This window comes from Amorphoplanes friuliensis DSM 7358 (assembly GCF_000494755.1).
Classification (GTDB): domain Bacteria; phylum Actinomycetota; class Actinomycetes; order Mycobacteriales; family Micromonosporaceae; genus Actinoplanes; species Actinoplanes friuliensis.
In genome coordinates this window covers 1,003,654-1,017,814 of record NC_022657.1, presented here as the reverse complement: position 1 = coordinate 1,017,814, position 14,161 = coordinate 1,003,654, and the positions used below count along the sequence as shown (strand labels likewise).

The following is a 14,161-nucleotide window of genomic DNA, read 5'->3' as shown; positions in this document are numbered from 1 at the left end:
CAGCCATGGGATACGAATTGCGGGATTTCCTCTGGGCGGAGACCCGCCGGGAGCAGCCGGACCTGCCCGAATCACCGTGGGCCGAGGGCCTGACCAGCGACGACAGACGCCAGGCGTGGCTCGCGCTGCTGGCCGCCCTCACCACCGCCGAGCGCGAGGTCGCCCGGCTGGCCACCGTCGCGGCCGAACGGGCGGCCGAGCACGGCGCCGACTACCCCGACCTGGGCGCCGCTGCAGGCATGACCCGCCAGGGCGCCCGCCGCCGCTGGCCGGGGCTCTCCCGCCGCGGCCTCCGGGGTCAGCGCACACGTATGTCCGATGTGGCCACCGACCGCCGCCTCGCCGCGGACCCGGTCAACCTCGCGGCCGACAAGGTCTAACGCACGTCCCAGACGGGCTCAGGGGTCTCGACAACTTCGCCGTCGCTCTGGAAAAGCACAAAACGATCGAAGCCGCGGGTGAACCAGCGGTCGTGGGTCACCGCGATCACGGTGCCCTCGAACGCCTGCAGGCCCTCCTCGAGCGCTTCGGCCGAGGCCAGGTCGAGGTTGTCCGTCGGCTCGTCCAGCAGCAGAACGGTCGCACCGGACAACTCCAGCAGAAGCACCAGGAAACGCGCCTGCTGGCCGCCCGAGAGTGTGCCGAAAACCTGGTCGCCCTGCGCCGCCAGCTCGTACCGGTTGAGGGCCTTCATCGCGCCCGCGCGGTCCATGCCGGAACGGTGATCGTCGCCGCGCCACAGGATCTCGACCAGGGTGCGTTTCAGCAGCTCGGGGCGGTCGTGTGTCTGCGAGAAATGCCCGGGCCGCACCCGTGCGCCGAGCCGGGCGACGCCGTTGTGCGCGACGTGGGCCAGCGGGGCGCCGTCGACCGGTTTGTTGTCCACATCGGGCGAAGTGCCACCGGCCGCGAGCAGCCGCAGGAAATGCGACTTTCCCGTGCCGTTGGCGCCGAGCACCGCGACCCGGTCGCCGTACCAGATCTCCAGGTCGAACGGGAAGGTCAGGTTCTCCAGCTCCAGGCCCGTGCACATCACCGCGCGCTTACCCGTACGCCCGCCGCGCAGGTTCATCCGCAGCGACTGCTCCTTGGGTGGCAGTGGCGGCGGACCGGCCTCCTCGAACTTCCGCAGACGCGTCTGCGCCGCCTGATAGCGCGAGGCCAGCCCGTCGTTGTACGCCGCCTTGTTCTTCAGCGTGAAAACGAGCTCCTTGATCTTCTCGTGCTCCTCGTCCCAGCGCCGCCGCAGCTCGAGCAGTCGTTCGTGGCGGTCGGAGCGGGCCTCGTGCCAGGACGCAAAACCGCCCGGATGTGTCCACGCGCTGCCACCCTCGACGGCGACGACCCGGTCGGCGGTCTGCGCCAGCAGCTCCCGGTCGTGCGACACGAAGAGCACCGACTTCGACGACTCGCGCAGCCGCGTCTCCAGCCAGCGTTTGCCGGGCACGTCGAGGAAGTTGTCCGGCTCGTCGAGCAGCAGCACCTCGTCACTGCCGCGCAGCAGCAGATCGAGGGCGAAGCGTTTCTGCTGGCCGCCGGAGAGTGTCCGCACCGGACGGTGCCTGACCTCCTCCCACGGCTTGCCGAGGATGCCCACGGCCACGACGTCGAAGAGCACCTCGGCGTCGTAGCCACCGGCCTCACCCCAGCCGGCGATGGCGTTGGCGTAGGCCAGCTGCGCCTTCTCGGCGTCGGGCTTGGCGTCGAGCGTGGCCTGTGCCGACGCCAGCAGCGCACCCGCCGCGCGCAGCGGCGGCGCGACCAGGGACAACGCCAGGTCGTCGAGCGTGCGGTCGTCGCCGATCATGCCGATGAACTGCCGCATGACACCGAGGCCACCGGCACGGGCGATCGTGCCGATCGGCGTCGGTGTGTCCCCGGCGACCATCCGCAGCAACGTCGTCTTACCGGCGCCGTTCGGCCCGACCAAGGCCACCTTTGCACCCTCGCCGACCCGGAACGACACGTCGGCGAAGAGCTCACGGCCGTCCGGCAGCACAAAACCGGCCCCGGAAACGTCTACATAACCCACGCGAGCATCCTGCCCGAGAAAGAGACGCAGGTCAGTCGGTTTTCCGGGTCACCCGCAGCACCCGGAACCCGCGCTGGCTGGCCGTACGCGCCACGTCCCACCCCCACGAGGTGAGCCAGGTGTGCAGCGAATCACCACCAAGGTTCCGGTTGATCACGATCCAGGCGGTGCCGCCGGGCCGGAGCCGCGGCATCCAGCGTTCCAGCAAAGTGTGCAACTCCGCCTTGCCGACGTGGGTGGGCGGGTTGCTCCAGATCTGATCGAAGAGCACCTCCCCGGGTACGTCGTCCGGGGCGGCCACGCGCACCCGGCCGGCCAGGCCCAGGGTCTTGGCGTTCTCCTCGGTGAGCTCCCGTGCCCGGGTGTTGACGTCGATCGCCCACACCGTCGCATCCGGCGCCTCGGACGCGAGCACGCAGGCGATCGGGCCGTAGCCGCAGCCCAGGTCGAGGAACGTGCCACCGGTCGTGGCGCTGGGCAGATCACCCTTGCGCAGCAGGACGGCGGTGCCGGGGTCGAGCCGCCCGGCGGAGAACACCCCGCCGGCGACAGCCAGGTCGTACGCCTTCCCGGCGGCGGTGAACTCGATGCGGCTCCGGCGCCCGGGCGCAGCCGGATCGGCGCTGAAGTAATGGTCGGCGGTCACCCCGTCATCCTCCCCCAGCCCCCGCACAGCAACGACGGGAGGACCCACGGGGGTGCCGCACATCCTGTGCGTTCATCGATCACGGTGCGCTCCTACCGTGACGTCCATGCTTGGCAATCCGCACTCCCGTTCCGCTCGTCGTGCGACGGCTCATGCCCATCACGCAGATGTCCGTCGTGCGGATCCTTCTCGCGCTCCTCGTGGGAATGCTCATCGTGCGGAGCCGGAGGGCGGGCTCGCGTTGCTGACGCGACAGGCGCTGGGCGGACCGGCCCTCGCCCGCCAAGCGTTCGCCCGGCAGGGCCTGACCCGACAGGCCCCGCCGCAGCACCGCCAGACCCGCGCCGCAGCACCGCGGCGCGGGCCTCAGCGGCGGGCACCCCGTGAGCCGCAGCAGGCGCTGCAGTCGCTGATGAGCGGCATGGCCGCCCTGATCATCACGTCGATCGTCGGCCTGAGCGCCTTTTTCATCATCGCCGACGAGCGACGCGGCCACGGCGGTGACTCCGCCGCCCCACCGCCGCCGGTCTCGTCGCTGGCGATCAGCAGCCGGGCGCTCGACGACAAGCCGCTGACCCAGGGCGAAGTGTTCCCCGAGCAGGAGATCCGCCTGGTCTCGGGTGCGGCGCCCTACCAGGTCACGATGACCCACATCGACACCGACTGCCAGATCGCCACGACCGGTGACCTCGGTGCGCTGCTGGCCGAGAACGACTGCAGCCAGGTCGTCCGGGCCGGCCTCACCGCACCGTTCGGCGGCTACCAGGTGACCGCGGGCATCTTCAACCTCGCCGACGAGGGCAGCGCCGCGCTGGTCACCGACAAGGCCGGCGACCTGGTCGAGGAAGGCCGGGGCAGCTTCGCCGCGATGGGCGGGCTCGGCAGCGACCCGCTCGCGGAGCCCCTGGCCCAGGTCGGCTGGCACTCCCGCGGCCACTTCCTGCTCTACTGCGTGATCGCCCGGCCGGACGGTCAGCTCGTCGCCGACGACGACCCGTACGCGGAGCGGATCACCGCCGACCTCGTCGAGCAGTACCTCGGCGAGACGATCGTGGCCAAGCGTGCGATCGAGCCGTAAGCCCCGTCAGGCGCGCACGCGACGCGTGGCTTCGGCCCGCTCGGCGCGCGCGCCGCGTCAGGCACGCAGCCGGCGGGTGGCCTCGGCGCGCTCGGCGTAATCGGCCTCCGCGGCGTATCCCACGGCGATCAGCGTGAGCCCGTGCGCGGGCGCGACGGTGACCTCGCTCGAGCGTTCCCGCAAGGACAGCAGCTTGGCCGGCCACTCCGGCGCACGACGCCCGTCGCCGACCGTCAGCATCGCGCCGACCAGGCTGCGGACCATGGCCTGGCAGAACGCGTCCGCCTGCACGGTCGCCACGGCCACCCCGTCGGCCTCGCGGCGCCAGTCGAGGCGGGTGATCGCGCGGACGGTCGTGGCGTGCTCCTTGCGCTTGCAGAACGCCGCGAAGTCGTGCAGACCCACCAGGCCGTCGGCGGCCTGCTGCAACCGGTCCAGGTCCAGCGGGCGTACCCACCAGAGCGTGTCGTGGCGGCGCAGCGGCTCGGGTCCGAAGGTGGTGTCGGCGATGCGGTACTCGTACCGGCGGAAGGTCGCCGAGAAGCGCGCGTCGAACGTGGACGGCACCGGCGTGACGGCGCGGACGCGGGCGTCGGGTGGCATCAGCGCGGCCAGGCGGCGCACCAGCGAACTCTCCAGCGCCGACCACGTCGCCGTGGGCAGGTCGATGTGGCACACCTGGCCGGTGGCGTGCACCCCGGCATCCGTACGCCCGGCAACCGTCAGACCCAGCGCCACGTCGGGGCCGGTGAGTCGCTCCAGGGCCTCGAGGAGCACCCCGGCGACCGTACGCCGCGACGGCTGCACCGCCCAGCCCGAGAAGTCGCGGCCGTCGTAAGAGACGTCCAGGCGGAGGCGCGTCGTCTCGTCCATGCTGGACCTCTCCGTGCGTACCGGGAAAAGGAAAGCCCGGCACCCACGAAGGGTGCCGGGCCTCTCAGAACCTTGGCCTGGATCAGGCCTTGGCGTCGGGGTCTTCGCCCTCGGCCTTGTCACCCGGGCCCTCGGCGCCCTTGTCACCGGAAGCGTTGACCGGCGGCTCGGCGTCCTGGTCACCGGCAGTCTCGGACGTGGTGGTCGTGGCGGGAGCCTCGTCCTCGCGGGCGAGCGCCTCGACCTTGTCCTGCTGCGCGGCGGCCTTGCGGGCCGCCTTCTTGGCCGGCGCCGTGGTGGCCGCGACCTGCAGCTCCTCGACCAGCTCGATGACGGCCATGGGAGCGGCGTCACCCTTGCGCGGGCCGGTCTTGGTGATCCGGGTGTAACCACCCGGGCGGTTGGTGTACCGCGGCGCGATCTGCTCGAACAGCGAGTAGACGACGTCCTTGTCCTTGACGACACCCAGGACCCGGCGACGGGAGTGCAGGTCACCGCGCTTGGCCTTGGTGATCAGCTGCTCCGCCAGGGGGCGCAGGCGCTTGGCCTTGGTCTCGGTGGTCTTGATCTTCCCGTGCCGGAAGAGCTCCGTGGCCAGGTTGGCCAGCAGCAGCTTCTCGTGCGCCGGGGAACCGCCGAGGCGGGGACCCTTGGTGGGCGTGGGCATTTCTGGGCTCCTAAAGAATGGCGGGCAGCCGGATTACAGCTGCTCGGTCTCGCGGTAGTCGTCGGTGTCGTAGTCCACGTCGCCGAACGAGTCGACCACGTGCGCCGGGTCGAAGGACGGCGCGCTGTCCTTCAGTCCCAGGCCCATTCCGGCGAGCTTCATCTTGACCTCGTCGATCGACTTCTGACCGAAATTCCTTATATCCAGAAGGTCGGCCTCCGTCCGCCCGATCAGTTCACCGACGGTGTTGATGCCCTCGCGCTTGAGGCAGTTGTACGACCGGACCGTGAGGTCCAGCTCCTCGATCGGGAGAGCCAGGTCGGCGGCGAGCTGAGCGTCCTGCGGGGACGGTCCGATGTCGATGCCCTCGGCGGTCTCGTCCAGCTCGCGGCAGAGACCGAACAGCTCGACCAGGGTCGAACCGGCCGACGCCAGCGCGGTACGGGGCGAGATCGACGCCTTCGACTCGACGTCGATGATCAGACGGTCGAAGTCGGTGCGCTGCTCGACACGGGTCGCCTCGACGCGGTAGGTCACCTTCATGACCGGCGAGTAGATCGAGTCGACCGGGATGCGGCCGATCTCGGCACCGGCGCTCTTGTTCTGCGCGGCCGTGACGTAGCCACGACCCCGCTCGACGGTGAGCTCCATGTCGAGCCGGCCCTTGCTGTTCAGCGTGGCCAGCTTCAGGTCGGGGTTGTGCACGGAGACGCCGGCCGGGGGCTGGATGTCGCCCGCGGTGACGTCGCCCGGGCCCTGCTTGCGCAGGTACATGCTGACGGGCTCGTCGTGCTCGGAGCTCACGGTCAGCTCCTTGACGTTCATGACGAGCTCGACCACGTCCTCCTTGACACCGGGGATGGTGGTGAACTCGTGCAGCACGCCGTCGATCTTGATGCTGGTGACCGCTGCGCCCGGGATCGACGACAGCAGGGTCCGCCGGAGCGAGTTGCCGAGGGTGTAGCCGAAGCCCGGCTCCAGGGGCTCGATCGTGAACCGGGAGCGGGTCTCGCTGAGCGACTCTTCCGAGAGGCTCGGGCGCTGGCTGATGAGCACGCGTTTCTTCTTTCGTTCGGGGCGTCCGCTATATGACGCCCGTCCTGTGGTGATGCGGTCCCGGCACCCCGTGCAGGGATGCCGGGACCCGGAGCGCTACTTGGAGTAGAGCTCGACGATCAGCTGCTCCTGGACCTGCGTGTCGATGACCTGACGCGCCGGGAGCGTGTGGATCAGGATCTTCATCTCGCTCGGGATGGGCTCCAGCCACGCCGGCGTCGGGCGGGAACCCGCCTGAGCCTGCGCAACCACGAACGGCGTCATCTCGCGGGACTTCTCCCGGACCTGAACGATGTCGTGGTCCTTCACCCGGTACGACGGGATGTCGACCTTGATGCCGTTGACCAGCAGGTGGCCGTGCTTGACCAGCTGACGGGCCATGTCGCGGGACGCGGCGTAACCGGCCCGGTAGACGACGTTGTCGAGACGCGACTCGAGGATCTGCAGCAGCACCTCACCGGTCTTGCCGGGCTTGGTGACAGCCTCCTCGTAGTAACCGCGGAACTGCTTCTCGAGCACGCCGTAGGTGCGGCGGGCCTTCTGCTTCTCGCGGTGCTGGAGCAGGTACTCGGTCTCCTTGGTCCGGCCACGGCCGTGCTGGCCGGGCGGGAAGGGACGCGACTCGAACGGGCACTTGGGCCCGTCGCACTTGCTGCCCTTGAGGAACAGCTTCATCTTCTCGCGGCGGCAGCGCTTGCAGTCCGCCCCTGTGTAACGAGCCATGCTTCTTGTCTCTCCCTTAGACCCGGCGACGCTTAGGCGGACGGCAACCGTTGTGCGGCTGCGGCGTGACGTCGGAGATCTGACCGACCTCGAGGCCCGCGGCCTGCAGCGAACGGATGGCGGTCTCCCGGCCGGAACCGGGGCCCTTGACGAACACGTCGACCTTGCGCATGCCGTGCTCCATGGCCCGGCGAGCGGCGGCCTCGGCGGCCAGCTGCGCGGCGAACGGAGTCGACTTGCGGGAGCCCTTGAAGCCAACCTGGCCGGACGAGGCCCAGGAGATCACAGCACCGGTCGGGTCGGTGATCGACACGATGGTGTTGTTGAAGGTGCTCTTGATGTGCGCCTGCCCGTGGGCGACGTTCTTGCGTTCCTTGCGCCGGACCTTTTTGACAGGGGCCCCAGCGCGTGCCTTCGGTGGCATAAGTCAGTGCGCTCCTATTACTTCCGACCGGGCTTCTTCTTGCCAGCGACCGTGCGCTTCGGACCCTTGCGGGTACGAGCGTTGGTCCGCGTCCGCTGTCCGCGGACGGGGAGACCCCGGCGGTGGCGGATGCCGGCGTAGCAGCCGATCTCGACCTTGCGGCGGATGTCGGCGGCGACCTCGCGGCGCAGGTCGCCTTCAACCTTGAAATTGCCCTCGATGTAGTCGCGGAGCTGGACCAGCTCCTCGTCCGTGAGGTCCTTGGCGCGCTTGTTCAGGTCAATGCCGGTCGAAGTGAGCGCCTCGACAGCGCGGGTCCGACCGACCCCGAAGATGTAGGTGAGCGCGATCTCCATCCGCTTTTCGCGGGGAAGATCGACGCCGACGAGTCGAGCCATAAGTGGGCGTACTCCTCAGGTGTCTCACGGAGGTCTGTGCCAGTCCCATCCCGCCTGCCCGGGCGGGCCCCGGCCTCCGACCGGGGGTGAAACCGCGACTCATCGACGTGATGACCCGGCGGCTGGGACGAGCTTGTTCATGGAACGGATCTGACAGCGTGCGGCTGAGAAATCAGCCCTGGCGCTGCTTGTGGCGCGGGTCGTCGCAGATGACCATGACCCGGCCGTGCCGGCGGATGACCCGGCACTTGTTGCAGATCCGCTTGACGCTCGGCTTGACCTTCACGGTTGTGCCTTAACTCTCGTCAGACGGGACTGGGTAAGCCCCCGCGACCGATTACTTGTAGCGGTAGACAATTCGCCCGCGGGTCAGGTCGTACGGCGAAAGCTCGACGACGACTCTGTCCTCCGGGAGGATGCGGATGTAGTGCTGCCGCATCTTGCCGCTGATATGAGCCAGTACCTTGTGACCATTTGCAAGCTCCACACGGAACATGGCGTTCGGCAGAGGCTCGATCACTCGGCCTTCGATCTCGATGGCTCCGTCTTTCTTTGGCATGTCCTCCGCTACCTGACATCGGGTTCTGGGGCGGGCTCACAACGTTCATTCCGGGGCGAGGGATCGACCCGGAACCAGCCGCGGCTCTTCCTCCACCGAAGCGCTGGTGGACATGGAAGAGTGGACGCTGCGCGCCAGCTAGCCAGTGTACGCGCGCCGGTGCATCGACACCAAACCGAGGTCGCCGCAACCCGGGGTCGGGTGTGTCGACGGGTGTCAGAACAGGACACAAGCGGGCAATCAGCCCGCTTTGTGCTCCTTTTCCGCCAGTGCCTTGCGCTCCCGCTTCAACTGCTTCGCCTGCTCCTTGCGGGCCTTCTTCTCGGCCTGCTTGCGCGGCTCGCCGCTGGCCAGGCCCGCCACCGTGGCGAAGACCAGGAACGCACCCCACGGCCCGGCGACCCAGATGGGCCAGAAGTACGCGTTCTCCCCCGACGACGCGATCCACGAGATCAGCCAGATCGCCGTGGTGATGCCGACCACGGGGAACCAGCTGCCCCACACCTCGAGAAGCCACCGCCGGGTCAGCTCGGCGTTGGAAGCAGACACCAGAGCGGCGGACTCCGGCGACCGGGGCGCCGGCACCGCGGCCGAGGGCAGATCACCGAGCAGGGGCTGCAACTCGCCGTAGGTCTTGGCGGCATACGCCTGCTGCAGCCGTTCGTCGTACTCGTGCAGATCGAGCCGGCCCTCGTCGAGCGCGGCTTTCAACTGGTCGGCGACAGCCTGCCGATCGCCGTCGGCCGCTCGCATCTCGTCCCGCCCCATGCCCTCCAGCATGCCAGGGCGGGACCACGATCGGCGCTAGCGATTTTTGTTGTTGTACCGGCCGAGCAGCCCGAAGACGAGCGGGATGAGCATCCACCCGGGCCAGAAGTAGCGGAGCTCGCCCGAACCCAGACTCGTGAGGGCCCAGATGATGACGCAGACGAGCACCACACCGCCGTAGGAGACCACGAACTGACCGGCACCCTGCTGCTTGGACTTCTTGCCCGTCGTCGCGGCTGTCTGCGGCGCTGAGGGCGCCTGATAGGGCTCCACGCGGGACTGCTGGGTGGGAATCGTCCCCGGCAGATCGGTCACCAGTGTGTCGAGATCACCGAAGGTCTTCGCCGAGTACGTCTTCTGCAGCCGCTCGTCGTACTCGTGCAGATCGAGCCGGCCCTCGTCGAGCGCGGTCTTCAGCTTGTCGGCGGTGGCTTGGCGCTCGCTGTCGCCGGCCCGCATGTCGTTGCGCTCCATGGGACCTTTTTACTCCGAGAGCGAGTCAACCGCAGGCTGGCGGGACGTCACCAGGTCGCCCAGGCGGGCCCGGCCGCCGTCGACCGCGGTGGTCACCCAGACGCCGTCGTCGAGCAGCGCCATCGTGTGCTCCACGTGGGCGGCCATCGAAGCGTCTCGGGTGACAACGGTCCACCCGTCGTCCAGCTCGACCGTCCGCGGCGAACCCATGGTGATCATGGGCTCGATCGCCAGGCACAGACCGGGCACCAGGCGCGGGCCCTTGCCGGGCTTGCCGTGGTTGAGCACGTGCGGGTCCTGGTGCATCTCCGTGCCGATGCCGTGACCGCCGTACCCGTCGACGATGCCGTACCGGCCGGCCTTGCGGACGGCCTTCTCGACGTTGAACGAGATGTCGGTCAGCCGGCCGCGGCCGTTGGCCGCACCGCGGGCGGCAGCGGCGATGCCGGCCCACATGGCGTCCTCGGCCACCTCGGCCAACCTCAGCAGGGCCGGGTCGGTCTCGCCGACCCCGACGGTGATCGCGGAGTCGCCGTGCCAGCCGTTCAGGATCGCCCCGCAGTCGAGCGACAACAGGTCGCCCTCCTTGAGGACCTGATCGGCCCCGGGGATGCCGTGCACGACCTGCTCGTTGACCGAGGCACAGATCGAGGCGGGAAAGCCGTGGTAGCCCTTGAACGACGGGACCGCGCCCGCGTCACGGATGACCTTCTCCGCGATCGCGTCGAGGTCGGCGGTGGAGACACCCGGCGCCACCGCATCGCGCATCGCGTCGAGCGCGGCGGCGACCACGAGGCCCGCGCCGCGCATGAGCTCGATCTGCTCCGGGGTCTTCAGCTGAATGTCCAGCTGCTGACGGCGCATCTCAGCCCCCGTAGGACCGCAGGGCGTCGATGGCGCGCACCGTGACGTCCTCGACCGGTCCGGTCGCGTCGATGCCCACCAGCTTGCCCTGGGCACCGTAGAAGTCGACCAGCGGCGCCGTCTTGTCGGCGTACTCGACGAGGCGGTTCGCGATCGTCTCCGCCTTGTCGTCGTCCCGCTGGAACAGCTCGGAACCACACCTGTCGCAGATGTTGTCCTTGCTGGTCGGGTCGAACTCGACGTGCCAGATCTTGCCGCAACCGCGGCAGGTCCGGCGGCCCGAGAGCCGCCGGATCACCTCGTCGTCGTCGACCACGAGCTCCATCACCAGATCGAGCGCGATGCCGAGGTCCGCCAGGAGTTTGTCGAGGGCCGACGCCTGCGGGACGGTTCTCGGGAAACCGTCCAGCAGGAAACCGTCGCCGGCGTCGGGCTCGGCCAGCCGATCGCGAACCATGTTGATGGTGACCTCGTCCGGGACGAGGTTGCCCGCGTCCATGTACCGCTTGGCCTCGACGCCGAGGGGAGTTCCCTGCGACACGTTGGCCCGGAAGATGTCACCGGTCGAGATCTTCGGTACGGCGAGATGGGCAGCGATGAACTCAGCCTGGGTCCCCTTGCCGGCCCCCGGAGGGCCCACCAGTACCAGCCGCACCTACATCGCCTCGCTTCGGTGAGAACGAGCCTCGCAAACCACAGACGCAAGAGCCCCCCGGCTCCGCGCCCCCACTACCGGAGGAACCCTTCGTAGTTGCGCTGCATCAGCTGGCTCTCGATCTGCTTGACCGTCTCCAGACCCACACCCACCATGATCAGCACCGCCGTACCACCGAACGGGAAGTTCTGGTACTGGGCATTGTTCAGCCAGATGAAGAAGAAGTTGGGCAGAACCGAGATCAAACCGAGGTAGAGCGCGCCCGGCAGGGTGATCCGGCTGAGGATGAAGTCCAGGTAGTCGGCGGTCGGCTTACCGGGCCGGATGCCCGGAACAAAACCACCGTACTTCTTCATGTTGTCCGCGACCTCGGTCGGGTTGAACGTGATCGAGACGTAGAAGTACGTGAAGAAGATGATCAGCAGGAAGTACGTGGTGATGTAGATCCAGTGGCTCGGGTTCGCCAGGTTGTTCTGGATCCACTGCTGATAACCCTTGAGGTTGTTCTGGTCGAAGAACTGCAGGTACAGCTGCGGCAGGTAGAGCAGCGAGGACGCGAAGATGACCGGGACGACACCGGCCTGGTTGACCTTGAGCGGGATGTACGTCGAGGTTCCGCCGTACATGCGCCGGCCGATCATGCGCTTCGCGTACTGGACCGGGATGCGGCGCTGAGCCTGCTCGATGAAGACGACCGCGCAGATGACGATCAGCACGAGCGCGATCACCAGCAGGAACTTGCCCGTGCCGCTGGTCTGCTTGATCGTCCAGCCCTCGCCGGGGAGGCGGGCGGCGATCGAGGTGAAGATGAGGACCGACATGCCGTTGCCGACGCCGCGGTCGGTGATGAGCTCACCGAGCCACATGACCACACCGGTACCGGCGGTCATCGTGATGACCAGCATGACCAGGGTCAGCCACATCGGTACCCCGGTGTTCTCGGGGACGATCTGGAAGTTCGACTGATCCTGCGGGCAGGCGTTGGCGAAGAGCTGGCCGGAGCGGGCCAGGGCCACGAACGCCGAGGACTGCAGGACCGCGAGACCCAGGGTCAGGTAGCGGGTGTACTGGGTGATCTTCGCCTGGCCGGACTGGCCCTCCTTGCGGAGCTGCTCGAGGCGGGGAATCACCACGGTCAGCAACTGCAGAATGATGGAGGCCGTGATGTACGGCATGATGCCGAGCGCGAAGACCGACAGCTGAAGAAGCGCACCGCCGGAGAACAGGTTCAGGAGGTTGAGCACCCCGCCGCCGGCGTTGGTGCTGTTCACCACGTCGAGACAGTTCTGGACGTTGGTGTAGGACACGCCTGGGCTGGGCAGAGTGGCACCGAGCCGATAGACCGCGATGATCGCTACTGTGAACAGCAACTTCTTGCGCAGGTCAGGCGTCCGGAACGCACTGGAAAAGGCGGAGAGCAACTTCTTCCTCCTGCGCGAGGTGACCGCCTGGAAACCGGCGGATGGGGGGAGGCATCGGTCCGGACGACCGATATCCCTAGCTGGGAACGGACTTTAACAGTCTGACGTGCCTGTTGTGAGGCACGGTCGCCGCATCTGTGACGCCCGGGGACGAAGGGCGATCCGGCAACCGGTGGAACATTTGCGCCCGCTCTGACAAAAGGCCAGGTCAGACGCCACAACGGGGATGCTGCCCGAGCATCTCGCGATGCCCGGGCGAGCATCCCCGGAAAGCCTCACAGCTCGGTGGCGGAACCACCAGCAGCTGCGATCTTCTCCTTGGCGGACTCGCTGAACGCGTGCGCAGAAACCTGCAGCGTCACGCTACCCAGCTCGCCGGAGCCCAGAACCTTGACCGGGTGGCCACGACGGACCGCGCCGGCGTCGGCGAGCTCCAGCGGGCCGACCTCGCCACCGTTCGGGAAGAGCTCGGCCAGACGCTCCAGGTTCACGACCTGGAAGACGACCTTGTTCTTGTTCTTGAAGCCCTTCATCTTGGGCAGGCGCATGTGGAGGGGCATCTGCCCACCCTCGAACCGGGCCGGAACCTGGTAACGCGCCTTCGTGCCCTTGGTGCCGCGGCCGGCGGTCTTGCCCTTGGAGCCTTCACCGCGACCCACACGGGTCTTCGCGGTCTTGGCGCCGGGCGCCGGACGCAGGTGGTGAACCTTGATCGCCATTACTCGACCTCCTCGACACTGACGAGGTGGTTCACGGCGAAGATCATGCCCCGAATTTCGGGACGGTCCTCCTTGACCACCACATCGTTGATCCGCTTCAGCCCGAGCGACCGCAGGGAGTCCCGCTGGTTCTGCTTACGGCCGATGCCGGACCGGAGCTGGGTGACCTTCAAGCGTGCCATCAGCGCACCGCCGCTTCCGCGCGCGACGCCAGCATGGCCGCAGGGGCGACGTCCTCGACCGGGAGGCCACGGCGGGCCGCAACGGCCTCCGGGGACTCCAGGCCCTTCAGGGCCGCCACAGTCGCGTGCACGATGTTGATCGGGTTCGAGGAGCCGAGGCTCTTCGAGAGCACGTCGTGGATACCGGCGCACTCCAGGACGGCGCGCACCGGGCCACCGGCGATGACGCCGGTACCGGCGGAGGCCGGCTTGAGGAGCACGACACCGGCGGCGGCCTCACCCGTGATCGGGTGGGGGATCGTCGCGGCGATGCGCGGCACCTTGAAGAAGTGCTTCTTGGCCTCTTCGACACCCTTGGCGATGGCCGCGGGCACCTCCTTGGCCTTTCCGTAGCCGATGCCGACCGTGCCGTCGCCGTCGCCGACGATCACGAGGGCGGTGAAGCTGAAGCGACGACCACCCTTGACGACCTTGGCGACACGGTTGATCGCTACGACCCGCTCGAGATGCGGGGTCTTCTCGACAGGCGCGTTACCGCGTCCGCCTTCACGGCGGTTGTCACGGCGGCCACCTTCGTTGTTACCGCCGGTCCCGCCGCCTCGACGCTGCTGACCAGGCATAG

General features: G+C 68.3%; 20 protein-coding genes. 2 read left to right on the top strand and 18 right to left on the bottom strand.

What is annotated here, in order from left to right; all coding sequences use genetic code 11:
* Positions 1 to 5 precede the first annotated feature (5 nt).
* Positions 6 to 380, top strand: coding sequence for a hypothetical protein (locus tag AFR_RS47370; RefSeq protein WP_023358232.1), 375 nt, complete (start codon positions 6 to 8; stop codon positions 378 to 380).
* Here AFR_RS47370 and AFR_RS04735 read toward each other — a convergent pair.
* The gene (locus AFR_RS04735; RefSeq protein ID WP_023358230.1) at positions 377 to 2,032 is read right to left on the bottom strand and encodes an ABC-F family ATP-binding cassette domain-containing protein; all 1,656 of its coding nucleotides are present in this window, start codon (positions 2,030 to 2,032) and stop codon (positions 377 to 379) included. The genes AFR_RS47370 and AFR_RS04735 overlap by 4 nt on opposite strands.
* A gap of 31 nt (positions 2,033 to 2,063) precedes the next feature.
* On the bottom strand, positions 2,064 to 2,678 hold the full coding sequence (locus AFR_RS04730; protein WP_023358229.1) for a class I SAM-dependent methyltransferase: 615 nt from the start codon (positions 2,676 to 2,678) through the stop codon (positions 2,064 to 2,066).
* A 241-nt stretch (positions 2,679 to 2,919) separates the two neighbouring features.
* Here AFR_RS04730 and AFR_RS43360 point away from each other — a divergent pair, with 241 nt between their 5' ends.
* Complete coding sequence (locus AFR_RS43360) at positions 2,920 to 3,756, top strand: hypothetical protein (protein ID WP_148307873.1); 837 nt, start codon at positions 2,920 to 2,922, stop codon at positions 3,754 to 3,756.
* A 57-nt stretch (positions 3,757 to 3,813) separates the two neighbouring features.
* Here AFR_RS43360 and truA read toward each other — a convergent pair whose 3' ends face one another.
* From truA to rpsE, 16 genes are all read right to left on the bottom strand, one after another.
* On the bottom strand, positions 3,814 to 4,629 hold the full coding sequence (truA, locus tag AFR_RS04720) for a tRNA pseudouridine(38-40) synthase TruA (protein WP_023358225.1): 816 nt from the start codon (positions 4,627 to 4,629) through the stop codon (positions 3,814 to 3,816).
* 82 nt (positions 4,630 to 4,711) lie between these two features.
* A complete protein-coding gene (gene rplQ, locus AFR_RS04715) occupies positions 4,712 to 5,296 on the bottom strand; it encodes a 50S ribosomal protein L17 (protein WP_023358224.1) in 585 nt (194 codons plus the stop codon).
* A 33-nt stretch (positions 5,297 to 5,329) separates the two neighbouring features.
* A complete protein-coding gene (locus AFR_RS04710) occupies positions 5,330 to 6,352 on the bottom strand; it encodes a DNA-directed RNA polymerase subunit alpha (protein WP_023358222.1) in 1,023 nt (340 codons plus the stop codon).
* A 96-nt stretch (positions 6,353 to 6,448) separates the two neighbouring features.
* Complete coding sequence (rpsD, locus tag AFR_RS04705; protein ID WP_023358219.1) at positions 6,449 to 7,075, bottom strand: 30S ribosomal protein S4; 627 nt, start codon at positions 7,073 to 7,075, stop codon at positions 6,449 to 6,451.
* 16 nt (positions 7,076 to 7,091) lie between these two features.
* Positions 7,092 to 7,499 carry a 30S ribosomal protein S11 gene (gene rpsK / locus AFR_RS04700; RefSeq protein WP_015619020.1) on the bottom strand — a complete coding sequence of 136 codons (408 nt, stop codon included), beginning with the start codon at positions 7,497 to 7,499 and terminating at the stop codon, positions 7,092 to 7,094.
* A 17-nt stretch (positions 7,500 to 7,516) separates the two neighbouring features.
* The gene (rpsM, locus tag AFR_RS04695; protein ID WP_023358218.1) at positions 7,517 to 7,897 is read right to left on the bottom strand and encodes a 30S ribosomal protein S13; all 381 of its coding nucleotides are present in this window, start codon (positions 7,895 to 7,897) and stop codon (positions 7,517 to 7,519) included.
* 172 nt (positions 7,898 to 8,069) lie between these two features.
* Entirely contained in the window at positions 8,070 to 8,183 is a 114-nt protein-coding gene (rpmJ, locus tag AFR_RS04690) for a 50S ribosomal protein L36 (protein ID WP_023358216.1), read from the bottom strand.
* Positions 8,184 to 8,234: 51 nt separating this feature from the next.
* Positions 8,235 to 8,456: a translation initiation factor IF-1 gene (gene infA / locus AFR_RS04685; RefSeq protein WP_007073013.1), complete on the bottom strand. Its 222-nt coding sequence runs from the start codon at positions 8,454 to 8,456 to the stop codon at positions 8,235 to 8,237.
* Positions 8,457 to 8,696: 240 nt separating this feature from the next.
* Entirely contained in the window at positions 8,697 to 9,209 is a 513-nt protein-coding gene (locus tag AFR_RS04680; RefSeq protein WP_041841790.1) for a DUF1707 SHOCT-like domain-containing protein, read from the bottom strand.
* A gap of 51 nt (positions 9,210 to 9,260) precedes the next feature.
* Positions 9,261 to 9,698, bottom strand: a complete 438-nt coding sequence (locus tag AFR_RS04675; protein WP_023358212.1) for a DUF1707 SHOCT-like domain-containing protein — start codon at positions 9,696 to 9,698, stop codon at positions 9,261 to 9,263.
* 9 nt (positions 9,699 to 9,707) lie between these two features.
* Positions 9,708 to 10,562 (bottom strand): type I methionyl aminopeptidase, encoded by an 855-nt coding sequence (gene map / locus AFR_RS04670; protein WP_023358210.1) that lies wholly within the window; start codon positions 10,560 to 10,562, stop codon positions 9,708 to 9,710.
* A gap of 1 nt (position 10,563) precedes the next feature.
* A complete protein-coding gene (locus AFR_RS04665) occupies positions 10,564 to 11,217 on the bottom strand; it encodes an adenylate kinase (RefSeq protein ID WP_023358207.1) in 654 nt (217 codons plus the stop codon).
* Between the two features lie 74 nt (positions 11,218 to 11,291).
* Entirely contained in the window at positions 11,292 to 12,638 is a 1,347-nt protein-coding gene (gene secY / locus AFR_RS04660; RefSeq protein WP_023358205.1) for a preprotein translocase subunit SecY, read from the bottom strand.
* A gap of 275 nt (positions 12,639 to 12,913) precedes the next feature.
* On the bottom strand, positions 12,914 to 13,357 hold the full coding sequence (rplO, locus tag AFR_RS04655; protein WP_023358203.1) for a 50S ribosomal protein L15: 444 nt from the start codon (positions 13,355 to 13,357) through the stop codon (positions 12,914 to 12,916).
* A complete protein-coding gene (rpmD, locus tag AFR_RS04650; protein ID WP_023358201.1) occupies positions 13,357 to 13,539 on the bottom strand; it encodes a 50S ribosomal protein L30 in 183 nt (60 codons plus the stop codon). Before rpmD ends, rplO begins: the two co-directional genes overlap by 1 nt.
* Positions 13,539 to 14,159 carry a 30S ribosomal protein S5 gene (gene rpsE / locus AFR_RS04645; protein WP_023358199.1) on the bottom strand — a complete coding sequence of 207 codons (621 nt, stop codon included), beginning with the start codon at positions 14,157 to 14,159 and terminating at the stop codon, positions 13,539 to 13,541. The genes rpmD and rpsE overlap by 1 nt, the downstream gene beginning before the upstream one ends.
* Between the last annotated feature and the right edge of the window lie 2 nt (positions 14,160 to 14,161).